This window comes from Corynebacterium tuingiense, assembly GCF_046718165.1.
Lineage (GTDB): Bacteria > Actinomycetota > Actinomycetes > Mycobacteriales > Mycobacteriaceae > Corynebacterium.
The window spans coordinates 639,248-664,015 of record NZ_CP177101.1; the positions used below are offsets into that span (position 1 = coordinate 639,248).

21 protein-coding genes, 1 tRNA gene and 1 pseudogene are annotated in these 24,768 nt (G+C 55.4%); 14 read left to right on the forward strand and 9 right to left on the reverse strand.

All coding sequences use genetic code 11. The features are described from left to right. The first annotated feature begins 71 nt into the window (after positions 1-71). Genes ACLI1T_RS03110 through ACLI1T_RS03120 form a run of 3 tightly spaced genes read left to right on the forward strand, consistent with a single transcriptional unit; the run spans position 72 to position 3,969 of the window. The gene (locus ACLI1T_RS03110; RefSeq protein WP_023025680.1) at positions 72-1,190 is read left to right on the forward strand and encodes a potassium channel family protein; all 1,119 of its coding nucleotides are present in this window, start codon (positions 72-74) and stop codon (positions 1,188-1,190) included. Next, positions 1,191-1,922, forward strand: a complete 732-nt coding sequence (locus ACLI1T_RS03115) for an NAD(+) diphosphatase (protein ID WP_349851975.1) — start codon at positions 1,191-1,193, stop codon at positions 1,920-1,922. Continuing rightward, complete coding sequence (locus tag ACLI1T_RS03120) at positions 1,915-3,969, forward strand: ATP-dependent DNA helicase UvrD2 (protein ID WP_023025684.1); 2,055 nt, start codon at positions 1,915-1,917, stop codon at positions 3,967-3,969. The genes ACLI1T_RS03115 and ACLI1T_RS03120 overlap by 8 nt, the downstream gene beginning before the upstream one ends. Here ACLI1T_RS03120 and ACLI1T_RS03125 read toward each other — a convergent pair. Further along, a complete protein-coding gene (locus tag ACLI1T_RS03125; RefSeq protein ID WP_411703002.1) occupies positions 3,947-4,843 on the reverse strand; it encodes a hypothetical protein in 897 nt (298 codons plus the stop codon). The genes ACLI1T_RS03120 and ACLI1T_RS03125 overlap by 23 nt on opposite strands. Before the next feature lie 91 nt (positions 4,844-4,934). Between ACLI1T_RS03125 and ACLI1T_RS03130 the strand changes: the two genes are divergently transcribed. Further along, positions 4,935-5,456: a M48 family metallopeptidase gene (locus ACLI1T_RS03130; RefSeq protein ID WP_023025688.1), complete on the forward strand. Its 522-nt coding sequence runs from the start codon at positions 4,935-4,937 to the stop codon at positions 5,454-5,456. A 6-nt stretch (positions 5,457-5,462) separates the two neighbouring features. On the opposite strand, the gene ACLI1T_RS03135 is transcribed toward ACLI1T_RS03130, so the two are convergent. After that, on the reverse strand, positions 5,463-6,908 hold the full coding sequence (locus tag ACLI1T_RS03135; RefSeq protein WP_023025690.1) for a zinc-dependent metalloprotease: 1,446 nt from the start codon (positions 6,906-6,908) through the stop codon (positions 5,463-5,465). A gap of 93 nt (positions 6,909-7,001) precedes the next feature. Here ACLI1T_RS03135 and ACLI1T_RS03140 point away from each other — a divergent pair, with 93 nt between their 5' ends. Beyond that, a complete protein-coding gene (locus ACLI1T_RS03140) occupies positions 7,002-8,066 on the forward strand; it encodes a PDZ domain-containing protein (protein ID WP_034659654.1) in 1,065 nt (354 codons plus the stop codon). Between the two features lie 22 nt (positions 8,067-8,088). On the opposite strand, the gene ACLI1T_RS03145 is transcribed toward ACLI1T_RS03140, so the two are convergent. Together ACLI1T_RS03145 and ACLI1T_RS03150 are read right to left on the reverse strand one after the other, a co-directional pair. Further along, positions 8,089-8,742, reverse strand: coding sequence for a beta-N-acetylglucosaminidase (locus ACLI1T_RS03145; RefSeq protein ID WP_349851969.1), 654 nt, complete (start codon positions 8,740-8,742; stop codon positions 8,089-8,091). Positions 8,743-8,778: 36 nt separating this feature from the next. Continuing rightward, on the reverse strand, positions 8,779-9,315 hold the full coding sequence (locus tag ACLI1T_RS03150) for a PPA1309 family protein (RefSeq protein WP_005281826.1): 537 nt from the start codon (positions 9,313-9,315) through the stop codon (positions 8,779-8,781). A gap of 123 nt (positions 9,316-9,438) precedes the next feature. Between ACLI1T_RS03150 and ACLI1T_RS03155 the strand changes: the two genes are divergently transcribed. The 3 genes from ACLI1T_RS03155 to ACLI1T_RS03165 all read left to right on the forward strand — a co-directional run bounded on the left by ACLI1T_RS03155 (position 9,439) and on the right by ACLI1T_RS03165 (position 13,433). Then, on the forward strand, positions 9,439-12,408 hold the full coding sequence (locus tag ACLI1T_RS03155; protein WP_411703279.1) for a UPF0182 family protein: 2,970 nt from the start codon (positions 9,439-9,441) through the stop codon (positions 12,406-12,408). A gap of 162 nt (positions 12,409-12,570) precedes the next feature. After that, a tRNA-Met gene (locus ACLI1T_RS03160) sits at positions 12,571-12,647 on the forward strand. Positions 12,648-12,815: 168 nt separating this feature from the next. Then, positions 12,816-13,433: a hypothetical protein gene (locus ACLI1T_RS03165; RefSeq protein ID WP_156904658.1), complete on the forward strand. Its 618-nt coding sequence runs from the start codon at positions 12,816-12,818 to the stop codon at positions 13,431-13,433. A 609-nt stretch (positions 13,434-14,042) separates the two neighbouring features. Here the strand turns inward: ACLI1T_RS03165 and ACLI1T_RS03170 are convergent. The 5 genes and pseudogenes from ACLI1T_RS03170 to ACLI1T_RS03190 all read right to left on the reverse strand — a co-directional run bounded on the left by ACLI1T_RS03170 (position 14,043) and on the right by ACLI1T_RS03190 (position 18,813). Next, positions 14,043-14,752, reverse strand: a pseudogene (locus tag ACLI1T_RS03170) (IS6 family transposase). A 137-nt stretch (positions 14,753-14,889) separates the two neighbouring features. After that, complete coding sequence (locus tag ACLI1T_RS03175; RefSeq protein WP_411703003.1) at positions 14,890-16,287, reverse strand: FAD/NAD(P)-binding protein; 1,398 nt, start codon at positions 16,285-16,287, stop codon at positions 14,890-14,892. Further along, a complete protein-coding gene (locus tag ACLI1T_RS03180; RefSeq protein ID WP_411703004.1) occupies positions 16,202-17,518 on the reverse strand; it encodes an ATP-grasp domain-containing protein in 1,317 nt (438 codons plus the stop codon). The genes ACLI1T_RS03175 and ACLI1T_RS03180 overlap by 86 nt, the downstream gene beginning before the upstream one ends. Next, positions 17,499-18,410: a hypothetical protein gene (locus tag ACLI1T_RS03185; RefSeq protein WP_297455193.1), complete on the reverse strand. Its 912-nt coding sequence runs from the start codon at positions 18,408-18,410 to the stop codon at positions 17,499-17,501. The genes ACLI1T_RS03180 and ACLI1T_RS03185 overlap by 20 nt, the downstream gene beginning before the upstream one ends. 262 nt (positions 18,411-18,672) lie before the next feature. Next, positions 18,673-18,813, reverse strand: a complete 141-nt coding sequence (locus tag ACLI1T_RS03190; RefSeq protein WP_023025712.1) for a hypothetical protein — start codon at positions 18,811-18,813, stop codon at positions 18,673-18,675. A 262-nt stretch (positions 18,814-19,075) separates the two neighbouring features. On the opposite strand from ACLI1T_RS03190, the gene ACLI1T_RS03195 reads away from it, so the two are divergent. The 6 genes from ACLI1T_RS03195 (at position 19,076) to ACLI1T_RS03220 (ending at position 24,757) form a co-directional block, all read left to right on the forward strand. Then, the gene (locus tag ACLI1T_RS03195; protein ID WP_023025236.1) at positions 19,076-19,375 is read left to right on the forward strand and encodes a type II toxin-antitoxin system RelE/ParE family toxin; all 300 of its coding nucleotides are present in this window, start codon (positions 19,076-19,078) and stop codon (positions 19,373-19,375) included. 14 nt (positions 19,376-19,389) lie between these two features. Continuing rightward, positions 19,390-20,484: a HigA family addiction module antitoxin gene (locus ACLI1T_RS03200; protein WP_023025715.1), complete on the forward strand. Its 1,095-nt coding sequence runs from the start codon at positions 19,390-19,392 to the stop codon at positions 20,482-20,484. Between the two features lie 83 nt (positions 20,485-20,567). Then, positions 20,568-20,861 carry a type II toxin-antitoxin system death-on-curing family toxin gene (locus ACLI1T_RS03205; RefSeq protein ID WP_255342562.1) on the forward strand — a complete coding sequence of 98 codons (294 nt, stop codon included), beginning with the start codon at positions 20,568-20,570 and terminating at the stop codon, positions 20,859-20,861. A gap of 630 nt (positions 20,862-21,491) precedes the next feature. After that, entirely contained in the window at positions 21,492-23,981 is a 2,490-nt protein-coding gene (locus ACLI1T_RS03210) for a nitronate monooxygenase (protein ID WP_411703005.1), read from the forward strand. Next, a complete protein-coding gene (locus ACLI1T_RS03215; RefSeq protein WP_411703006.1) occupies positions 23,935-24,396 on the forward strand; it encodes a hypothetical protein in 462 nt (153 codons plus the stop codon). Before ACLI1T_RS03210 ends, ACLI1T_RS03215 begins: the two co-directional genes overlap by 47 nt. Continuing rightward, positions 24,377-24,757, forward strand: coding sequence for a carboxymuconolactone decarboxylase family protein (locus ACLI1T_RS03220; RefSeq protein ID WP_023025722.1), 381 nt, complete (start codon positions 24,377-24,379; stop codon positions 24,755-24,757). Before ACLI1T_RS03215 ends, ACLI1T_RS03220 begins: the two co-directional genes overlap by 20 nt. The last annotated feature ends 11 nt before the right edge of the window (positions 24,758-24,768 follow it).

The window sequence follows — 24,768 nt, forward strand, 5'->3', positions numbered from 1 at the left end:
GGTGAATGGATAGTTGCGTCCCCGTATAACCGGCGAAATGAAAATTCGATCCAGAAAAGAAGGCTGGGCCAGTGGCCAAAAAACGTGCGAAGGCATTCAAAGGGCGTATTAAACAGCGCTTTTTGCCGCAAGTCGAGTTGTCCTCGCAACCTGATCACGCGCTCCTTGATGTCATCACTGTGCCCAAGGATCACAATGCCAGCCCGTGGCGGCAGTTGGCCAAACGCGCGCTCTGGGCATTTGGCATCCTCATCTTCGTCACCATCGTGGTGTACTTAGACGGCGATGGCTATAGCGAGGACATGTCGCTTTTGGATTCCTCCTACTATGCCGCCGTCACGCTGACCACCGTGGGGTATGGCGATATCGTTCCGGTCACGGAGCAATCGCGGTTTATCAACCTTGTACTTATCACCCCAGCCCGCCTCGTCTTCCTTGTGTTGTTGGTCGGTGCGACGCTATCCGTGCTCACGGATAAGGCCCGCCGCACCTTTGAAATCCAGAACTGGAGAAAGCAATTGCGTAACCACACCGTCGTTATTGGCTATGGAACGAAGGGTGCTGGGGCAGTCGCCGCGCTCTTGGCAGACGACGTACCCACCTCTCAGATCGTGGTCATCGATAACAACCGCGCCTCGCTGGCGCATGCGGAACACCACGGGCTGGTCACCATCTTTGGTTCGGGCACCAAACAGGACGTGCTCAAGGTCGCCGGGGTGGAGCACGCAGACTCCGTGGTGGTCACCCCATCCTCGGACGATACCGCGGTGCTGTGCTGCCTATCCGTGCGCGAGCTTGCCCCGAAGGCCAAGATTGTGGCCTCGGTGCGCGAGTCTGAAAACCGTCACCTCTTGCGCCAATCTGGTGCCGATTCCGTGGTTACCTCTGCAGAGACCGCCGGCCGCCTCCTGGGGCTTGCTACCGTGACCCCCACCGTGGTGGAAATGATGGAGGATCTGCTTTCTCCCAACGAGGGATTTTCGGTATCTGAGCGCGCCGTACGCGAGTTTGAAGTCGGTTCTAACCCGCGCCACTTGGCGGATATCGTGCTCGCGGTGCTGCGCAATAACGAACTCCACCGCGTGGATACGGCCGATGCCTCCGCACTGAAACCGGGCGATCGCCTGCTGTATATCAAGCACGATCTGGAACAACCCGTGGAAGTGCAAGATGAAGACGAGGAGGATTAATTGTATTTGCCCGTAACGGAGACGGGACTAGTGCCTGCTACCGCGAGTGGGGACGCCGCGGTGGTGGAGGAATTGCCGGAAGGCGTGGGAGAACCAGAGATGGTGGACATCGGCGCGCTACACGTTTTTGCCTGCCCGGAAGGTATTGCGCGGCGGATGGGGCAATTGCAACCCGCAACTTTTTTCGCCTCTAATTCCCTGGTTATGCAGGCCATTGCCCTGATCCGCAACCGGTTGGAGCAGCGCTTCGATCCGCGCACGGGCCACCCGTTGGACTACCCAACGCCGGGTATCGTTGGCCGCGATTCGCAGGATTCGCGCCGCTTGGTATTCCCGCGCCTGGACCCAGCCGTCATTGGGCTCATTGAGCTAAAGGGTGAGGAGAAGATTTTGTTGGCCCGCAATCGCAGGCGCAATGGCTTCTTCTCCTTGATCGCTGGTTACGTGGAACCAGGCGAGACCATTGAGGCCGCCTTTGCCCGCGAAACCATGGAGGAAACTGGGCGGCGCATTGAGAATCTTCGTTACTGGGGATCCCAGCCGTGGCCGCCGAGTGGCTCGCTTATGCTGGGCTTTCACGCAGAGACATCGGATGTCCAGGCCACCTGCCATACTGATGGGGAACTGGAAGAAATTCGTTGGGTGACCCGCGCCGAGCTGCCTAAGCTTCCGCTGGCCACCGCGGGTTCTATCGCACACACGATGATTATGGAGTGGTATCACGGTGAATAAGCCGGATTTGTCCTTGCTGGATGAAGATCAACGCCGCGCGGCTACGGCCCCGCGCGGACCGGTGTGCATTTTGGCGGGCGCGGGCACTGGTAAGACCCGCACCATTACCTATCGCATCGCCAACATGGTGGATCAAGGGTTCGTAAACCCACAGCGCGTTTTGGCCGTGACCTTCACCGCGCGTGCGGCAGGAGAGATGCGGGATCGCCTGCGCATGATGGGCGTGGCTGGCGTGCAGGCCCAAACCTTTCACGCAGCCGCGCGGCGCCAGTTGAAGTATTTCTGGCCGCAGGTTGCAGGCGATCTGCCGTGGACGCTATTGGACAATAAATTCCCGCTGGTAGCCCGCGCGGTGCGCTCGGTTGGGCTGGATAATTCCAAAGACATGATCCGGGACGTGCTGGCGGAAATCGAATGGGCGAAATCCGCGCTGGTAAGCGCCGAGGATTATGAGAGCGTGATCGTGGAAACGGATCGCAGTGCCCCGGCAGATGCAGCCAAGGTGGCAGAAGCCTTCCGTCGCTACGAGAAGGCCAAAGCTACCCCGGATATGATGCACTTGGACTTCGATGACCTGCTCATGCACATCGCCGGCGCCATCGAGAACGTCCCTGCCATTGCGGAGACCTTCCGCGAGCAGTACCGCACCTTCGTCGTTGACGAGTACCAGGACGTCACGCCCCTGCAGCAGCGCGTGCTGAATGCTTGGCTGGGTGATCGCGATGATCTCACCGTGGTGGGCGATGCCAACCAGACCATCTATTCCTTCAATGGCGCATCACCGGAGTACCTGCTGAATTTTTCGCGCAGCTATCCGGATGGGACCATCGTCAAGCTGCAGCGCGACTATCGTTCCACGCCGCAGGTAACGGATTTGGCTAACCGGGTCATCGGCAAGGCTACGGGGCGCGCGGCGGGTACTCGCCTGGAGCTGCAGGGCATGCGCGAGCCTGGGCCGGAGCCGACGTTTAAGGCCTACGAGTCTGAGGAAAATGAGGCGCAGGAGGTGGCTGGGCAGGTGCTCACCCTGCTCAACCAGGGCGTGCCGGCCTCAGAGATTGCCATCTTGTACCGCATTAACGCCCAGTCGGAGCAGTTTGAGCAGGCGCTTGCCGATGCCGGAGTGGTCTACCAAGTCCGCGGCGGTGAAGGTTTCTTCCGCCGCCCGGAGATTCTGGAGGCCATTCGCGTGCTCATTGCCGCTACACGCCGCGATGATTTGCCGGAAGACCCGGTGGCGATTGCGCGTGCTGCCTTCGTTGAGCTTGGGCTCAGCGCCACCGAACCGCAGGGCGCGCAGGCCCGCGAGCGCTGGCAATCGCTGAACGCGCTGGTGGGATTGATTGAGAAGATCGTGGAATCCACCCCGGGTATCGATCTCAACGGGGTGCTGGGCGAGCTGCGCCGCCGCTCCACCGATAAGCAAGCCCCCGCTATGGAGGGCGTTACCCTTGCTACGGTGCACGCGGCAAAGGGCTTGGAGTGGGACGCTGTCTTCCTCGTCGGGCTGAGCGAAAAGCTCATGCCCATCAACCACGCCATTAAGGCGGGTAACGAGCAGATCGAGGAAGAACGCCGCCTGTTTTATGTAGGCATTACCCGCGCCCGTGAACACCTAGCCCTGTCGTGGGCATTGGCGAAGACCGCCGGTTCCAGGGCCTCCCGGGAGCGCACCCGCTTCCTCGACGGCATCGCGCCAGGCGTGGAATCGGCTGCGGGAAGTGGCCGCTCCCGTCGCCCGAAACGCTGCCGCGTGTGCAGCGGGGTACTAGAGACCCCGGCGGAAAAGGTCATTGGCCGGCACGAAGACTGCGAGGGCAATGGCGATGACGAGGTCTTTTCCGCCCTGCGTTCGTGGCGCGCGCAGGTTGCCCGGGAAGAAAAGGTTCCGGCCTATGTCATCTTTACGGATTCCACTCTGCAGGCCATCTCGGAAGAGCTGCCGGTAGATGAGGCGGAGCTGCTGTCCATATCTGGAATTGGGCCCAATAAGTTGGAGCGCTACGGCGAGCAAATCCTGGAGGTCATTCGCTCGGTGCGGATGTAGCCAGATTGACCTTGCCGCCGTAACACACCGGGCAGCGCGGATGGGCGATGGCCGTGCGCTGCTGGTGGCGGCCGTAGACGTCTACCTCCCATTGTTGGCCCGGGCGCGGAAATGAGGTTGGCGCGCCTGGCGGGAGGGGGCGCTTGCTTAAGCGGCGGACCACCACCTGTGCTTGGGCCGCTACCGCATCGATGACCAGCTTTTCTGGTTGCCTGCGCACGCTGGTGAGCTGGGAAGCAATGGTGGTCCACTGCGGATCCGCATCCACGCGGTATAAGTGAATGCACAGCGGGCAGGGGCCTTGCCCCTCCACGCGCAGGGGCCCGATGATGCCGCGGTTATCTAGGAGGGAGATGGGGAGCCACGTCGTCGGGGTTCCGGCAAGCGCATTGGCGCAATCGATGGGGCAGTGGAGCTGGTCTATGCCAAGTACTGTAAAAAGCCCATCGAGGTCGTGGATATAGGAAAAGATATTATCCTCATCAAGGGGGATGCGCACCGTATATCCATCTGCTGCCAAGCGGGCGCGCAACTCCAGAGCAAGCGGGGATTCGCCTAGCATGATGATGGTTTCACGCTGCTCGGGATGTGGCGGCTGAGGCCAGAGGATGCCATAGTCCAAGGCATCATCGATGAGGCTGCTGGCGGCGGCGCTATCCAAGCCGGCCGCTTCCAACCGCGCCGCCAATTCCCCGGAATCGACGGGCTGATGGGCCGTGGCAAAGGCGCGAGCCACGCCTTGCGCATTGCCCGTATCCGCCACCGCCACCCGGGTGGCGTCCATCCCAAATTGCACCACGGAATCCTCGCGGCAAAATACGCCACACCCTGGCGCCAATGTCACACGTTGAGCCGTGCCTTGTGAGCCAGTCACTGGTTCTCCCCCTCGAATCCCCTTTTATCACCCCGAATACGGCACATGTGCCGCATGTGCGTCCATTGCACCACAGGTACAATGGCCTGTCATGTCGAGCACGCAACCACCAGGACGTACCCACCCTGAGGTCAAGGTTATCCGCTCTGCGCGGCGGCGAAAGTCGGTGCAGGCGCGCATGGTGGCCGGGGTATTGGAAGTGCGCATTCCGGCCTGGATGTCCGCCCGCGAGGAAAACGAGGCGGTACAGGATATGCTCGCGCGCTTGGAGAAGAAAACCGGTGGTGCGGCGAAGACCGATGCGGCGCTTCTTCAGCGCGCCAAACAGCTCAACGCGCAGTACCTGGAAGGCCGCGCGTGGATTGGGTCCATCCGGTGGGTGAGTAATCAAAATACGCGGTGGGGTAGTTGTACTACCTCCACCGCGGATATCCGGCTGAGCAACCGCCTACAGCAGGTGCCGGATTATGTATTGGATTCGGTCATCATCCATGAGCTCACCCATACCTTCATCCCGCGCCATGGGCGCGAATTCTGGCAGTGGGCCGATAGGGCGCCCCACGCCGAGCGGGCCAAGGGCTACCTTGAGGCCTACCAGCGCTGGGGCGGTTAGAGCGAGCTATTTATCCTCGCCGCCGTTGTCCTTATCGGTGCTCTCGTCGCTGTCGTCACCGTCGTCGCTGCCCTTGGAATCCTGGTCCTCTGCAGAATCTTTGTGCTCTTCGGAATTCTTTTCGGAGTCCTCGCCGTTTTTGAGCATCTCCTCGAGCTTTGCAAATTCTTCCTCGAAGCCCTCATCCGGCTCGTCATCCAAGAGGGAATCGATGAAGGCGGCCGGGTTATCGAGGTGCTCTGCGGTGGGCAGGAAGTCTGGGTGGTCCCAAGCCTTATCGCGCTTCTCTACACCCACGGCTACGGTGGCGCGGCGCCATAGCTCGGCGGCCTCGGTCACCTTGGGGGCGTTGAGCTCGATGCCGACGACCTTGCTGAAGGCCTGCTCGGCAGATCCACCGGTGCTGCGGCGGTGCGCCCAGGCCTCAGTGAGCTTGGAGGTAGAGGGGATGCGCTCGCCCAAGGCCTCGCTTACGACGTGCTCGGCCCAGCCCTCAACCAAGGCCAGCAGGGTTTCCAGCCTGGAGGCGGCGGCGGTGTTCTTGGAGGTAATGCGCGGGGAGAGATCCATTCCCTGCAACTTGCTCATGGCTTCCTGGATGGCCTGCGGGTCGCCGGATTCCAGGTTCAGCTCGCGGGCGAGCTCTTCAATGTGGGAGGTATCAATGACCAAGCCGATGGCGTATTCCTCCACGGAGGAGACGATGCGCTCTACCAGCCACGGCACGTGCTTAAACAGGCGCTGGCGGGCGGCCTCGCGCGCGGCGATGTAGACCAAAACCTCCTGGCCAGGAACGTTGAGCTCGCGCGCGACCTTCTGAATGGTATGCGGCAAAAGCGCCACCGTATTGGCCGGGGCGATGGGCAGGCCAAAGTCGGAGCCGGTTAGTGCCTGGCTGGCCAGATCGCCCAAGGCGTGGCCTAGCTGCATGCCGAAATTCATGCTGGACATTTGGCCCATCATCTTGGTCATTGGACCCATCATTTCACGGGCCTCTTCCGGCATGGACTCCAGCTGGGCATCGTTCATGTGCTGGGCTACCGGGGTGACCATGCGCTTCCAGGCGGGCATGGTTTCTTCCAGCCACTGCTTGGAATTCCACGCCTGCGTGGCGCCGGAAGCGGTGGGGAGAATGGAGGCATCGTCAAGCCACAGCTCCGCTAGGCGCACCGATTCCTCTACTGCCTTGGAATCTTCTGCGCTGATATTTTTTGACTTGGGGATCTGCTGCAGGGCGATGCGCTTGGCCATGTCGTAATTGACCGGCCCGGAGTTCTGGGGCGAGTTCATGGACGAACCCATGCCGGAGAGCATCTGACCGAACTGGTTCAGCATGTCTCCGAGGCCGCCACCATTACCGCCGCCGAATGCGCCGAACGGGTTCTGGTCACGACGGCCGTCATTATCGTCGTCATCGTTATTTGGGAAAGAAAAACCGAATCCGTTGCTCATGTGCTCCAATCTACCGGCACCGTGCGGAAAGTTTCCATGATCACAGCAACGCTGACAGCGAACAGTACGCCAAAGGTTGTAGGCTATTGCTTCGTGAATTCTCCTGCTAGCCGTCGCGTCCGCACCATCGCCTGGGGGGCTATCCCCGTTGTGCTTACCGGTGCGTTGGTATCGCTTGACCATATCCCGGGCACCGATGTCTCGCTGACCGTTCCCTATGCCGCCGAAGGCCCTGGCCCCACCGTGGATACGCTGGGCGAGGTTGATGGCACCCAAGTCGTTGATGTGCAGGCGCCGAAGACCTATGAGCCCAGTGGGCACCTCAATATGACCACCGTGTCCGTGCGCACCAATATGACCTTGGCTCAGGCACTGGGGCGCTGGGCGCTTACCGATGACACCCTGGTGCCCATCGATACCGTCATTCCGCAAAACATGACCGATGAAGAGGTCCAAGAATCCAATAAGCAGGCCTTTACCCAATCGGAGTCTGCGGCCACCATCGCGGCGATGGACTATTTGCAGCTGCCGGTCAAAATCACCGTGGCGGAGGTCATCGAGGACGGCGCCGCTTCGGAGCACCTTAAAAAAGACGATGTCATCACCGCCGTCGATGGCACCGAAGTCACCGAGCCGAGCGAGGTTCAAGACATCATCAAGGACAAAAGCCCCGGCGATAAGGTGAAAGTCAGCGTCACGCGCGGGGATAAAGAGCTCAGCGAAGAAATTGAATTGGGCGAAAACCCGCACGATAAGGGCAAGGCGTTGCTGGGAATCGCCATGCTATCTCAGCCCAAGGACGATATTTCGGTGAACTACAACCTGCAGGATATCGGCGGGCCGTCAGCGGGAATGATGTTTACCCTGGCGGTCATCGACAAGCTCAGCGATGAAGACCTAACCGGTGGCACCTTTGTGGCCGGCACCGGCACCATTCAGGCCGATAGCGAGGTCGGGCCAATTGGTGGCATCGAGCATAAAATCGCCGCTGCGCACGAGGCAGGCGCCGAGCTTTTCTTGGCACCCAAGGACAACTGCGCGGCCGCGGCCGGCAGCGACCACGGTGATATGACCATTGCGCAGGTAGAAGACCTCGACGATGCCGTGGCGGCTATGAAAGACTTTGCGGCGGGCAAAGACGTAAAAGAATGCAGCTAATAAACGCTCATGAGGCCGCGGCCTAGTCCTGGACTAAGCCCAATTCCTTAATCTTTTCTTCCGGATCTACCTGGTCAGAAGAGATCATCTGCTGCATGACCAAGCCTTGCTTATTATCTACCACGGTGATAACCGCAGTGGTGCCCAACGTGGACCAGCCGACGACGCGATCGCCATCATCCTCGATGGCATGGGAGCTGCGCAGCTCCGTAAGGACTTGGGTGGTTTGGGAGGCCTTGGAGTGGGACTTGAAGAATTGGAACTGCCCCACCTTAGGGCCGGAGCAATTGTAGGAAGAATCCCCGCCGGTGGAATCGCAACGCTCAAACTGGGCAAATAGGTCCTTGGGCGCGAGCGACTTATACACGTCATAGACTTTGGCCACTGACTTATCCAACTCGCCGCTAGTACTCGGCTCGCTGGTGGTGTTTTCTTCGGAAGCCTCGTCCGCATCCTTATCTGCCGATTCTGATTCCGTGGAGGACTCGGTGTTAGATGCTGTGGACTCCTCATCGTTTTCAGAGGTTGTGGCGGACGCAGAGGTGGTCTCCACGGGGGCATCGTCAGGCGCATCAGCATCGGAGGAACAACTTGCCGCAGTCACGCTCAGGCCCAGCAGCACCGCCGCGGTAGCGGTACGGGCAGACGATCGGCGGGAAGAAGGAAGGCGTCGCACTGTATAGAACTCCTTGGTTGCGGGCTTAATTGCTACCTAGTCTAGTTCATCCGGGTCCTGGTTAAGGCCATAGCGCAGCGCGGCGATAACACCAGGGGCCACCTGCGGGCCGCCGCGGAGCTGAATATCGTCCTCAGCAAAGGGACCCGCTGCCTCAAGCTCTTCTTCAGTGGGCCGCAGCTGCAGCAAGGTAGTTTCAATTCCTTCCTCGCGCAGGGCACCCGAATACAGGCGCGCCGGGCGAGGGGAGGGGTCCTCGCTAGAAGTATCCCGGAACTTGATCTCCTGGGCCAAGATGGCGCCCGCGACCTCGCGCGGCCAGGCCAAGCGGGAGACGTAATCAGCCAATTCTTCGGACCCCGGCTCGATGTTTTCGGGGACATTGTCTTGGACGATAAGAGTTAGCGGGGACGCGGTGTCCTCATCCATCGCCGCTAGCTGATCCGCCACCAGGTGGGTGGGAACCAGGGCAAAGATGGTGGGGCGGGCGTCCCAACCTTCAGCATGGACGAAATCCACGGCCTCCGTCATAGCGCGGTTTAATGCTGGCTGTGATAATTCGGGGGAACTCATAGGCATCCTTATTCGTTATCTGTGTATTGATTCCTTAAACTGGGAAAAGTCTACATGTTTAATATTCGCACTATTTGATTGGAGCTGGCGTTGTCCCTAGGGTCATCCACACCAGCCGCCCCATTGAAGCGGCCTCCCAAGGTCGCGGCAATTATTGCGGCCATCATTGCCGTCCTCTTGTTCTTCGGCCCCATGCTCGTGGGCATGTACACGGATTGGAGGTGGTTTGGCTCCATTGATTACCGCAGCGTTTTCACTACCGCAATTATTGCGCGCATAGTCCTCTTTATCATCTTCGGGCTCGTCGCTGCCGCGGTAGTGTGGGCAGCCGGGTTCTTTGCTTGGCGCGGCCGCCCCGACTCCCTGGATATGGGGGATTTGAATTCGCCGGTCTATCAGTACCGCCAGTCCATTGAGAAGTCCATGGGTGTGCTGTTCAAGGTCATCCCGGCCATCGTGGGTATCATCGCCGGATTCATCGGCCAGTCCCACTGGCGCGATGTGATGCTATTCCTCAACGGCCAGGACTTTGGCGTGCAGGACCCCCAATTCCACCACGACTTGGGCTTTTATGCCTTTAGCCTGCCCGTATTGCAGATGGTGGTCAGCACCCTGTCCATCCTGCTCGTGCTCGCTTTCCTCATTGCCCTGTTCGGCCACTACATCTTGGGAGGAATCCGCATTGGCAATAAAGCCGCTGGGGTGCGCGGCTCCATCTCTCGCGCGGCACGCCTGCAGCTAGCCATTACGGCTGGTCTGTGGATGGTGGCCCAAGTCGCCGGCTACTGGCTGGAGCGCTACGGGCTGCTGTATTCCGAGCACGACCTATTTACCGGTGGTTCCTACACGGATATCCACGCCTACCTGCCTGCCAAGATCATTTTGATGATCATCGGCGTTTTCGTCGCCATTGCGTTGTTTATGGCCATCGTCATTAAAGACCTGCGCATCCCTGGCCTCGCCGTTGTGTTGATGCTCGCGTCCTCCCTGATTATCGGCCAGGCATGGCCGCTGCTGATGGAGCGCTTCTCGGTACAGCCAAACCGCCAGGCCAAGGAAAACGAGTCCATTGCCCGCAATATTGAGTCCACGCGATTTGCCTATGGGCTTACCGATGACCACGTGACCTACAAGGAAAACTGGGGCGGCGATGACGTATCGGATGACAAGGTTGCCTCCGATAACGCCACCATCAATAACCTGCGCCTGCTGGATCCAGAGATTCTGTCACCGACGTTCACCCAGATGCAGCAGCTGAAGAACTTCTACGGTTTCCCAGAAACGCTGTCCATGGACCGCTACGAAATCGATGGCAAGTTGCGCGACTTTGTCGTTGCGGCCCGCGAGCTGGATCCGAACGAGCTGCGCGAAAACCAGTCCGACTGGATTAACCGCCACACCGTTTATACTCACGGCAATGGCTTCGTAGCTGCGCAGGCCAATACCGTGGATGAGGTCGCCCGCGATGCTGGTTCCGCCCGCGGTGGTTACCCCATCTTCACCGTTTCTGACCTGCAGACCCAAGCCGGCGAGTCCGAGGGTGAGGGCGAGACTCAAGACGCAGAGAAGTCCTTGGGCATTAAGGTAGACCAGCCCCGTATTTACTACGGCCCGGTCATCGCAAGCGCCGCCGATAACCTGGACTACGCCATTACCGGTACCACTGGTGAGAATCCGGTGGAATACGACACCGATAGCACCAACTACACCTATGACGGTGACGGTGGCGTTGAGATTGGCAATATCTTTGACCGCACCATGTACGCCGCCAAGTACCGCGAGCTGAACTTCCTGCTTTCGGATCGCGTGGGCAGCGAATCCAAGCTGCTCTATGACCGCGATCCTCGCGAGCGTGTGGAAAAGGTTGCCCCATGGTTGACCACTGATTCCGCTACCTACCCGGCCGTTATTGATGGCCACCTGAAGTGGATCGTTGATGGCTACACCACCCTGGACTCCCTGCCGTATTCGCAGCGTGCTTCGCTTTCCGATGCCACCCAGGACGCCCTCAACCCCGATGGCACCACCCAGCGCTTGGTCAATGACCAGGTGGGCTATATCCGCAACTCCGTGAAGGCGACCGTGGATGCCTATGACGGCAGCGTGGATCTTTACGAGTTCGATCAGGAAGACCCCGTGCTCAAGGCATGGGAAGGCGTCTTCCCGGATGTGGTCAAGTCGGAATCTGAAATCTCCGATGAGCTACGCGATCACTTCCGTTACCCAGAGGACATGTTCAAGGTGCAGCGCGACCTGCTAGCGCGCTACCACGTCGATGACCCGAACGTCTTCTTCAATAACGACGCCTTCTGGTCCGTGCCGAACGACCCGACCGCGGAGGAATCCCGTGATCTGAACCAGCCGCCGTACTACGTGATGGCTGCTGATCCGGAAACCGGCGATCCGAGCTTCCAGCTGACCACCTCGTACCGTGGTTTGAACCGTGAGTTCCTGTCCGCGCACATGGCGGTATCTTCCGATCCGGATACCTACGGCGATATCACCGTTCGCGTGCTGCCAACCAATACGCAGACCCAGGGTCCGAAGCAGGCGCAGGACGCCATGATGTCTTCTGACCAGGTTGCCCGAGACCGCACCCTGTGGGAGGGCACCAACGACCTGCACAACGGTAACTTGCTTGCCTTGCCGGTCGGTGGCGGCGAGATCCTCTACCTCGAGCCGATTTATTCGCAGCGCAAGGATCAGGCCTCCGCCTTCCCGAAGCTCCTGCGCGTGCTCGTGTCCTACAAGGGCCGCGTGGGGTATGCACCGACTATCGGTGATGCCCTTGAGCAGGTGGGAATCGACGCAAAGTCCGCGCAAGACATCGAAGAGATTGAGGGCGATTCCGGCGACGATGATGCCGATAAATCCGAAGCCTCTACCGATAAGAAGGACGAGAAGAAGGAGTCTTCTGAGGAATCCACTCCGGCTTCGGCCCCTCGTTCCTCCGATGAAGCAGGCGCTATCGATGACATCAACAAGGCCCTGAAGGGCCTGGAAGATGCCCGCGACGGTTCCTTCGAAGAGTACGGCCGCGCCCTAGATGAGTTGGACAAGGCAGTTGAGTCCTACCAGAAGTCCGAGGGCTAAAACCTCCAACTTCTCGCACTCGAAACTCAGGAAATAAGGCACCTACCCAGGGGATTTGGGTAGGTGCCTTCCTGTCTGTATAGTTACAGAAGTCGCCGGGACAGAGCGAATACATTAAGTATTAACGCACTGTTCAAGCGCAGATGATGGAAGTCATCTCGACGCGGGGTGGAGCAGCTCGGTAGCTCGCTGGGCTCATAACCCAGAGGTCGTAGGTTCGAATCCTGCCCCCGCTACCAACTTCCAAGCCCCTACCAGTAGAAACGCTGGTAGGGGCTTTAGTTATTTCTCTTAAGGAGCACGTCCTGGGACTCAAATCGGGACTTTAGCGATGGCATTTTGTCACTTAAGCCGGTTTGGAAGTGATGCTGCCCTGCTGTGGAAGCTTAAAAATAAACGAAGGATCCTTGCTTCCACAGCAGGACAGCATAACCACTCCGGCGCCATCGAAGAACGCAGGAACAAAGACAAAGTTAATAGAGCGCGAAGATGGCAACCAGCTAGTTAGCACTAGTGATGGAGACGCCCCTTTGGAACTTTCTTTTGAGTTCTCAGATTCCTTTCTTGAAAAGCTTCCAAGCGGACACATTCTAGTACGTCCAGCAGAAGGTGAGGAACCTAGCGCATACATTGAACCTGCCTGGGCCAAAGACGTAGATGGAAACCAGGTAAATACTCATTTTTCAGTTGATGGAGATAAGATAATCCAGCACATCTCGTCGAGCCCTGCCGGCAAGCCGGTTATTTCAGATCCCTATATCCGAGACGTTCATGGCTGGGGAAAGAAAATCGGACAAGAGCTAGTCTTTTCCAAGGACGAGACGAGCGGGATCGTCATAGGAACTGCTTACTGCGCCGGTAAATTAGCAGGAGTTGGCCTAGGCTCTTGGCTAGCCAAAGGTGCGTGCGCAGGCGTTTCCGCAGTAGCAGGTCACGCCACTAATACAGGTCGATGCCTTACCATCCGAGCCCTCGGAGGAAAGTACTCCCCAAACATCGTATTCCCGTATGCAACTCGATGCTAGAATCTAGAATCAAGAAATACAGTTGCGCATTTCACCGTAAGTAGACATGGAAAATAGCCGAGTTCTAGTTTTAATTGGAATCACCCTAATTATTTGGTGCGCGCTATACAGGTACAGAAAAACTACCGCTAAATGGGTTTTATTGCAGCCTCTTTAAATACCTGTCTAGCGTTTGTCCTAGGCCTATCAGGATTTTTAGGTCTAGGACATGATTCCATCGATTTGTTGTCTCTAGTAAACGTATTTTTAAACACGTTTATATTGTTGGCCATAGGCCAGTCCCGCAATCGAAGTAAATCGACCCGCATTAAGGATGTATAAATCGATGTCCCCCGATCGCGACATTAACCCGCGCCAATTTTACTAACACACACCTAGCACCTGTTGCCGCCAAGCCAAGGAGATTCTCTGAAAGTATAGGCTTGGATGCAAGTAATATGATCTTTTATAGTTCCTGATTGTGCCCACATAGATTCCGTCCCAAACCTACCGTGTATCGGGCATTGAAGGTGCTATAGGTATACAAATCGTCGTACTGGTGTAAAGTTGGGTGGAGAGCAGTGAAGACTCAGTTTCTCATTCCCTGATGGCCGCTGCGTGTGGGCGTTGTTAGGCCGTCTCGAAGACCTGGTTGACGATCACCGCGTCCGGGTTCGGTTGCCTGTTGGCAAACATCGCGCCTTGCCCTTTCCGCAATGAGTGCATCGCCTCCATCCCTTTCAACGTCCGATATGCAGATGTCCGGTTCTTAAACGCGCCTTTCGGCCCGAGGATCCGCTTCAGCCGACCATGGTCGCCTTCCAGGATGTTGTTGAGGTATTTCACCTACCGGTGTTCCACTGTTGGCGGGCAGATTCCCTCTGACTTCAACTCGGCGATTGCCCTGGCAAGGGAGGGTGCTTTATCGGCGTTGATCACTCTGAGATACCCGGCTGATGCATTGGATCTGACGGCCTTGGCCAGGAAACACTTCGCTGCAGCCACGTTCTGCTTCGAAGAGAGGTAAAACTCCAAGGTCTGGCCACCGGCGGTGATCGCCCGATAGAGGCAGCACCACCTGCCGCCGATCCGGATATAGGTCCCATCCGCCCGCCAGGAACTGGCCTGCCAGTCAGGTACCTGCCGGTACCACCGTGTTTGCTGGTCCAGCTCAGGCGCGCATTTCTGGACCCAGCGGTAGATCCTGGTGTGATCGACCGGCACGCCCCGCTCGGTCCTCATTTCCTCCAGATCGCGGTAGCTCACCCCGTAGCGGCAGTACCACCCACTGCCCACAGAATGATGCCACGGGAAAAATGACAACCGGAGAAGATACCCATGGCTGTGACTATTTCACGTCGCCCTTCCTACTGCCCCAACTTTGCAACAGCACCTTTGTCTTTCGGGGAAAGGCACGGAGCCTGCTAATAGGCAGTTTTCACCCCGAGGATGTGACCGATCTCCCCGGGGCATCAACCTATGCGTGGGAGTTAATCCAATCAAGGGCAAAATTGGCTTGCATGATTGAAGTGCGGGCGTAGCTTGGAATGGCGGTGGTCGGTGCTGCTGCTTCCCCCGCAAATAGAACTCTGTTACCGGCCTGCGCAGTGCCCCAACCATTATTTAAAGGGGCACCGACCCAGCGAGAAGCGTTTGGCTTTATTTGACCAGGGAAAATTCCTTTGTTGTGTTTGATCCATCCGGGGTCCTCATAGCCACAGGCGCAAACTACCGCTTCGACTCGGTGAGAATTACCCGAAGCATCTTTTAGGTCCACAGCGTTTCGAGCTTGTTCCCCTGATCCCTGGCCGCGAGCTAGGACAAGGCTCCCTGCTTGAAAACCTTCTCGTAGGTTTTTCGCGCCTTGCACAGGCATGGCGGTCACGTAACGATGTATCCAATCTGATATCCCATTGAGGAGAGTCTGCCTTAGGGAGACTTTTAGAGGTGACCAGGTCTGATTGGCTAGGTCCACCATGCGACCGATCATTTTTTCCCATACAGAATAACCATTTTCAGCTAATTCATAGTCCAGCAGAAAACGATCAGTGCCATTCCTGGGGAGGGGCTCCCTAAGACGTCCCGGATACCAGCCGAGGGAGGTGGCGTGCTGAATGGCGTATTGTCTAAAATCCTCTACGCTGCGGGAGTGTGCACGGAACTCCTCTGCTGGTATTTCCTTTGGGGCGCTTAACTGAAGCGAAGTACGTACCCCGGGAAGCTGGCCGCTGGGGCTAAGCATAACTGCCTCCACCCCCTCAAATAACGCTAATCGTGCAGCGTCCACGGCAGAGAGGCCAGTCCCTAAAATACCGATGCGGGAAGTGGGATGGTTTTCTAGCCAGTGTGAAAAACTGGGGTCATAGGGGCTGGGGAAAACTGGGACCGTATCACGGTATGACTGGCAAGATGAAGGGACCCGTGCTGTTTTTCGGCCACCTGTGATGATGACGAAATCGGCTTTAAAGAGCCCGTGACGCGCAGTATGAATGAGGACAGGGGGTGCAGAATCTTCTACACAAATGACCGAATCGAGTACGTACTGAAGACGGTCATCGCAGCTGCCGCTCTCAGAGGGTAGAGCCTGTTGCAGGTAAGATCCGTACTTTTTTCTTGAATAGAATACAGAACTGGACTCTCGCCTATTGTATCCCAGGAACTCCGCAAAATCATGTGGTTCCTCGACATCCAGCGACATTACTGAAGTACTTGTGTTACATAGCAAGCGTTTATCAACATGGCCAAAAGCAAGGTGCTTCTGAGGAGGTGTCGCGTCAAAAATAGTGAGTTCAATATGCGGGAAAGTAGAAGATACCCGTCGTGCGACCGCTGCAGCAGCGACCCCTGCGCCGATAACAGCAATTCGGGTCGTCATCACGCATCCTTTCCGGGGACAACAGTAAACAGATCACCATGGGCGTCGAAAGACTCAAGAGATTGAAGATCGGTCTCAACAGCAGCACGGTCAGAAGAGCCAAGAAAACCATGCCAAACGCACCAGTTGTTACCCGATTCGAGTTATCGATATAAGTGCCGATCTTTGGTCGCCGCGAGATTCTCTGAACGGTCGGGCGAGTTTGGACAAGATCCCAGTGGTACTGTTGAAGCACACCGTTTGACTGCGGGGTAGGCATGAGCCAGGCGACACACCCGTCAAGATTTCCGGCGAGTACTTCCTGTTCGGCAGCTTGTAAACCATCCACTAGCATCGTGGCGAGAACGCTGATCTGGCTGAAACCGCGAGTCGGGAAATAGACCTCGTCGGGTACTTCGGGGCCCATACAGCGACCGTTGTATTCAATAAGTACCCACTGCCCCTTAGACCACCTCAGTTCCACGTGGGAGGCTCCGAAGTTTACTTCCAGAGCGTCAAGGAGCGATAAGGCATATTCCACGGCACCGGAATAGTGGTTGTCCTCCGGTCCTACTGTGATAGCTGAATATATGTGGGGAGCTCCAGATTCCTCCGTAAGTCCGTATCGGAAAACTTCGGTCACAACATGACGCCCTTCGGCTGTCACCGTGTTCACAAAATATTGAGGTCCGTCTACGTACTCCTGAAGAACCACGGAGGGTGATTTTTCTCCTAGCAAAGTCGTAGAATTTTGAATGGTAGTAATCGCTTGAAGAGTCTCGGGCTCTGTTTTGCAGAAATAGACATGGTCACTGCCCCCGCTTCCCACAGGCTTGACAACACAATCCTTGACCAGGGACGGGTCTAGATAAAGGCTGTCTTGTGCAGAAGCGGGGGATAGGGTAACAGACCTTGGGGCACGCAGTCCATATTGGTGAGCAACTTCAATCATTCCTTGCTTATGGCGACGGTGCCAGATCTTCTCTCTACCGTTATGCGGTAGTCCTAACTCAGCTGAAACCCACTCAGCTATGGATACTCCTGATTCGCTTCCCGGCACAACAAGGTCAAATTTTTCTTGGCTACATTCCCGGAGTAGGGCCAGGGCCCATGGATCGGAAATGCTCCCGTCTTCGTTAGCTGAGATGGCATACGGCGGGTTAGCAGTAGCAACCTCTACGTCCCTTTTTTGGCGCAGGGTTGCCACCAGATCGGCGCCACTTGAAGAATCATCAACTACTAATATTTTCATTTTTCCGTGTTCCCCACATTGCTTGGCTTATGGTTATTGCCACAATGAGCATCAACAAAGTTAACTGAATTGGTTCAACTTGAGAGCCCAATGCTACCTCGGTAGCCATCACCACGGCCGGAAGGGCCGCGATGATCAGTGCCGAGATCAAAGGCGGCGCTAAGGTAATTCCCCACTGCAAGAGCAGGATAGGAAAAGTAATGCACATCACCGATAGCAGGACGATTGACAGAGTAGAGCCTCGAAGCATCTCCGCTTCCACGGAAAAGAAAGCCACGAGACCGCTAATAATCCAAGCTAAGTGAAACCTCACTGCTGCAATCGTGAGAACGCTGTTCCCTTGTTCAGTGGCCCAGCGCGAGGAGTAAAGCACTCCTACCGCAGAAATTCCTGCGCCTACAGCTAGAGCGAAACCCAGATAAGACTGGGGTGAACTGCTTCCCGTTCCTAGGAAGAAAAAACATAGAGCCAGAACCACTACTGCAGTTGCTGACACCAATGAACTGCTGAGCCTTCTGGCCGACCAAGTCATTATTACTGCGACAATAAAAGGGCCGACTCCTGTTTCGATGACACTTGCTGCAGTGGGCTGCATCAAAGTAGTGGACACATAGAATAAGCAGAAAGCGCCCGCAGTAAACAGATTGAGGCTTGCTGCAGTTGTCATTTTCATGGGGGGATGCGGTGTTTCCGTAGCTCGGTATTTTCTACGATAAAACGCTAAATAGACCACTGTGGAGATAATCGCCGCGATAAGAAACGCTGAAAACGTAGTAAAAGTAGATAGCTCTGGGTCTACTTGGGCTCCGACTATCGCAGTGCCGATTCCTTGCCATAGGACAGCTAGGGCTACGATAACCGCCCCTACACCTGCTTTATTGGACTGGATCATAAAACCTTACCCTCAAAATCCGTAAAGTTAACTTAATAGGTACTGTTGCAAAGTTGGGCGGAGAGCAGCGAAGACTCAGTTTCTCATTCCCTGACGGCCGCTGCGTGTGGGCGTTGTTAGGCCGTCTCGAAGACCCGGTTGACGATCACCGCGTCCGGGTTCGGTTGCCCGTACCCTATATTCACAAGTATAGACACGCTTCTAGTGAATGGCAGAGTGTTGCGCCTCGGAGTATCTCTCTCGAGACACAACACTGGTGCAGCTACTTTTCGCGACGCTTCGGCGCTTGAGACAGTGTGCTGCCGGCGGCCTTCTTCGCAGCGGCACTATAGTTTTTGCTGCGCAGTACCTTACTGGCTGCCTTCGCCGCAGACCTGCTGGTCTGCTTGGAGTTACGAGCCATTTTCTCCTCTCGAGTCAATCAGTCCGAGGGGGAAATACTCCGCTACTACCAGAAGGTGCATGGGTTCTGACAGCTCTCAGGACTTGCCGGTGGGGTACCTCGTTGCAGCGAGGCGCCCCTCTTTATACCTGGTTCCACCTTGCGGAACCGGCACATTTAAGATAGCGTACTTCACGCGAAGGGTGATGAGCCTTAGATAAGTAGAGAAGAAAGGGTCACGTCATTTGGGCGCGGCACTAGTGAACTGGACGAGGTGGACTTGGTGCGCATCCTCTTCGAGGACGACGAACTTCAACGAGTGGCCGAGGATGCCTCCTACATCCCCAAACGATGGGGTTCGGACATCATCAAGGCGTATCGCAAGAAGATCCAGATCCTGAAGGGAGCCGTGGATGAACGCGACCTGCGGGCCATGCGGTCGTTACATCTGGAACAACTGAAAGGTGACCGAGCCGGGACCTCTTCGATCCGCCTGAACAAGCAGTTTCGGCTCATCCTCAAATTCGCAACCAACAGCGACGGCCGCGTGGTCATCGTTATTGAAATGGTGGATTACCACTGAGAGAAGGTGAACTCATGAATACTCCAATTGCGGCGGAGCTATTCCCGGCCGGAGAGATCCTCGCTGACGAGCTAGACACACGCGGATGGACCCAGGCCGACTTTGCCGAGGTGCTCGGACGTCCGGCACAGTTTGTCTCGGAGATTATTTCCGGAAAAAAGGAGATCACGCGCGAATCCGCAGCCCAGATCGGTGCCGCCCTGGGCACCTCCGCGGAATTCTGGCTTAACCTCCAGGACTCCTACCTGCTATGGAAGCAGTCCCAGGACGACCAGACACAGAACAACCTCAACATCGTGAAGACCCGCGCACAGTTACGAGAGTTAGCCCCCGTCCCTCTGCTCGTCAAGCGGGGATACATCACCGCCACCGACGTACAAAGTCAGGCATGCGAGGTGCTGAACTTATTTGGCAAGAAATCCTTTGAAGATCCCTTGGGAATAAGCTTCGCCGCCCGCCGTAGTAACTGCGAGGAAAATGTCACCGTCCTGCAGGAAGCGTGGGCAGCTTGCGTTAGAGCAACTGCCAGAGTTCTCGAGACTGCCCCCTACTCCCGGAAGGCACTAGAAGACCTCGCCCGGACGCTGTCGAGTAGAGCATGTGACCCGCAGGCGTTTGCTGAGTTCCAGACTCTGTTCGCCGAGGTAGGGGTGAAACTTGTTTATGTGGAGGCTTTTCCGGGAGGAAAACTCGACGGCTGCGCCATGATGGTCGACGGGCACCCCGTAATTGGCATATCGGGACGAGGGAAACGGCTCGATAAGATACTATTTACCATCCTGCATGAGACAGCCCATATATTATTGGGTCACCTTGTCGACAATGGCGAGGTCATCCTAGATGACCTATCAGATGACAGTGCCAATAATGAAGCCCAGGCAGACCAGCTGGCCAGCGAACTCGTGATCTCTAGCCCTTTACCGGCGGTTCCTGATCGTGTGCACTCATCCTGGATTAAAGAACAAGCCGACCACCTAGGGGTTCATCCCATCACCCTGATTGGAAGGCTTCAAAAAGAGGGTAACCTGTCGTGGAAAACCACTCTCGTGCGCAACGCTCCCACCGTCATCGCTCAGCTTGAAAGCTGGAAATCACCCCTCCCAGCCTGACTGAGATTGGTAGCTTCGTTCATCATCAGCAAGACGTTTGCCTATCGGACACTGAAAGTAACGGAAGCGATGCACTTATTGGGATAAGGCCGCACCCGACCGCTTGGGATAAGGCCGCAGCATTACTGCATTCCTTCTATACTACCCAAAGTCTCCTTGACGGCAATAAGCGGACCGGCTGGGCTGCTTGCTGGTTATTCCTCAGACTGAACTTGGCAGTAGGCCCCTTGCTTGGAGAAGTTGATGCAGACGCCGCTGAACGCCTCGTTTTAAAGATAGCCAACAAAAAGATAGAGATATCAGAAATCGCGGGTACTCTGCGTTCCCTAGTTACTCCCCTCCTGGGTAACGTCGACCATTTACCCCCCAGGATTTGAAGTAACAAATGTCCTAGAAGACTTAGAAGGTGTACTCACGGGAATTGGGGAGCTTCCCGACGGAACACGTCTTGTCTACATGTATTTCACTTCGGATGAAGGCACCCCTGTCGAAACGGTACTTACCCCCCAGCCAAGCACGCGGATTCGCTGAAGAACTACTTCTTTTAGCTGATAATCCTCTCGAACAAAGGAAGCAACTCAAAATTCAAGTACAAGCAATTCAAGCCCACTTAGACCTACATAACCGACCCGACGAGCTATAGCTAACTTAAAACTCATAGCAGTACATGAGGGCCAATGAGGCAATATACATTGCCTAAAGCATCTGCCGCCTAAACGTGCACCAGGCCCAAACGAGACACAGCAGAGAGCCCATTTCTCTCACTCTCTGCTAAGAACATGGATCTATGGTAAAGATAGTAACAGCGCCTTGATTACAGCGGATGTCGAAACCCTCTCACAGGGAACTAACACCATTCCGCCGTCAGGCCAACGTGAAAACTTTACATCCAAAAGCCAACCCCCTATCCAAGCAAGATAGCAAACCGCTAGAAGCGCTCAAAGCACCACCACTGCTCGCTTTTATCCCATGCACATCACACCACATTCACTTGGAAAGGATCTCCAGTGACTCTGTTCGAAAAACCTATCGTTCTTGCGCCTATGGCAGGAGGGCCGTCAACTCCTGAGCTATGCGCAGCAGTAACCAATGCGGGCGGGTTAGGCTTTCTCGCCGGCGGTTACCTCACTCCAGAAAAGCTTGAAGAACAAGTAAGCACTGTTGAGTCTTTAACCACTCAGCCGTTCGGGATCAATCTATTTTACCCTTCCCATCCCAATTCTGACCAGCACGCCGAATACTCTAAGTATCATCAGGCACTGACTAAAAAGTGCGTAAGCTACTCCGATTTTCCTTCACGCCCTAAGTGGTCAGATGATCATTACGATCGAAAGCTCGATATTGCGCTGAAGTCCAACGCTAAGTTCATTTCCTTAACTTTCGGATACCCTGACGCAAATACGCTAAAAACGATTCGTCGAGCAGGCAAGAAAGTAGTTCTCAATGCCACAACTCCACGAGAAATCGATCACATCATCCAGCTCGACTGCGATATTCTGTCTCTTCAAGGAAAGGCTGCTGGCGGTCACCGGGCAACAGTCCTAGACAATAACATAGAGGGATCTTCCTACGATGCAAAAACTCTCCTGCACCATGCAGTAGCGAAGACAGAAAAACCTGTATTTGCCGGCGGGGGCGTAGGTACAGCAGAAGATACACTAGACCTACTCAGATCCGGCGCAACCGCAGTAATCGTAGGGACTCGTTTTCTCACTGCACAGGAAGCAGGCACAAAAGACACACACCGGCATGCACTTCTGGAGCTAACTAACCGAAACACTGTTATTACCCATGCCTTCTCCGGGAAACCGGCTCGAGCAATTTCCAATACATTCACCAAAACATTCACACCACAGGCGCCCTATATCTACCCCGAAATCCACTACTTAACTGCGGGAATGAGAGCTGAGGCCAATAACGCAAAGGATCCCGAATATCTTAACCTTTGGGCAGGCGAAGGATTCGCTAATTGCCGAGAAGCAACCGCCAAACAAATCATTGACGAACTCTTACCATACTCACAAGCGCAAGAATCGTCCAAAGTAAGTTTTTCACATACAGACGTAGCTGTAATCGGTGGTGGACCACGAGGAATGGCCGTCATTGAAAGACTCAGTTCACGCATCAAGGACAAAAACTTAAACAAGCCAATCCATATTGTCTGGTATGACGATAACGGCTTTGGATCGGGTAAAGTTTGGAGCCCCTACCAGTGTCAATTGCTGCTCATGAATACTGTTGCAGCACAATTGTCAGCTTTTCCCGACGAATCTGCGGGACTTTCCGGCCAACATGCCACTGGACCAACATTTTATGACTGGCTTAAATCAAACGATGCTCGAGAATTCTTATCTTCCGACCCCGTACTGCTAGCAGAAGCAAGCTCCGCCACCGAGGATACTTATAGTTCTCGCGCTCTCTATGGTGCTTATCTTCAATGGTCAGTGAATCAACTACTTAAGGACTCAAGGGAATATTCCCCAATCGAACTGGTCGCTAGGCGAGCAGTATCCTTTGAAAAGAGGGAGGATTCACTTCTCATACACGACAGTCTCGGAGGGTGTGTAGAAGCTAAATCTGTAGTGCTGTCTCTAGGCCACACTTCGCAGAATCTCTCCGGAAAGGAAGAGAGCCTTTCTAAAAAAGCTAAGGAATCGACAGTAACTTATCTTCCCAGTGGGGACGCATCTATCCAAAAAGCTGCAAAGCTCCCCACAAGAGAATCAATCATCCTCCGAGGCATGGGCCTCACCTTCTTCGACTATATGATCCTCCTAACGGAAGGAAGAGGTGGGCAATTTAGAGAAAATGCACACGGAAAGCACTACATACCTTCCGGGAAAGAACCACATATCATCGCATGTTCTCGAAAGGGAGCACCCCACCATGCCCGTGGAAAAAACCAAAAACGTCCTGACGAACGATGGGTTCCACGAATCCTAACCGAAGATTACGCTGCTACTCTTTCGAACGCTACATTCTCTGTAGACGTCTGGCCCCGAATCGCTCAGGAAGTTGAACTAGCTTTCACAATTTCGCTCCTCGAAGCAAACAACGCCGATTACGATGAAGAATCTCTTGTTAGCCTTGCAAAGCAAGGAGGCCACAGTCTAGTTGAATGGCGACACAACCAAGGATATACAGAGACCTTGGATTGGGGTGAGCTTTTTCAGGCAAAATGGACCAACTCCCCTGGAGAGAAGCTCCGCGACTACCAGGACACGGTCGCTTCGAAGATTGAAAATGACATCGCCGAGGCAGAAAAGGGAAATAAATCCGGGCCACTCAAAGCTGCACTAGACGTACTTAGAGACATTAGAAACGAGGTTCGCGAATGCGTTCAATACGGGCGTATAACGGGAGAGTCCTTCAAGGAAGAACTCCTAGCTAGGTATAGCCCTACTAACGCTTTCCTTTCTATCGGCCCCCCCGATCCAAAGACTGGAACAAATGCAAGCTCTAATCAAAGCGGGTATCTTAACTGTGCTCCCTGCTGATCCAATCATCTCCCTAGATGAGTCAAACGGAAAAGTTGACTATTTCAATCCATCGATGCCGCAAGAGAAAGGAGAAGCAACGGCTCTAGTGGAAGCAAGATTACCAACATCATCTATTCAAAATACAGCAGATCCGCTCATCGTTTCAGCTGCATCACTTGGCCTTATCAGGCCGCACTATTTTAAAAATACCCCCTGTGTATCCGGGGCAATTGATGTGGATCCACACAGTTTCAGGGTGCAGTCTGATAGCGAACAAAGCGTTTCTCTCTATGCATACGGGACTCCCCTCGAGGGCCTACAGTGGGGAACCGCTGCCACTATACGTCCGTTTGTAAACTCTGTAATTATTCACGATGCAGACGCAATCGCTTCAAGCATTCAGGAGGACCTTCATGAGCGAAAGAAACAATAACGCCGATCAAATCCGTCGACAGGTTCTAGGCGACAACTACGTCAACAATACGCTCAACGGTTGGGAACCCGCACGGCCCGTTCTGGAACTTTTGGAAAATACTCCCTGGGGTTTTCTTTGGCCGCGCGAACAATTGTCTTTGCAATCTCGCAGTCTAATCACAGTAGCTATTCTGGCAGCCCTTGACCGGCATCAAGAGCTAGAAACGCATATTCGCGGAGCTAGAAGAAATGGGTGTAGCTTCGAAGAGATTATCGAAGCGATCCTTCATTCTGGTGTTTATTCAGGAATGCCTACAGCAGTGGAGGGAGCTAAAATTGCCCAACGCATCGCTACGGAAGAGCAACAAGTAACTTCATAAGTAACCGGATT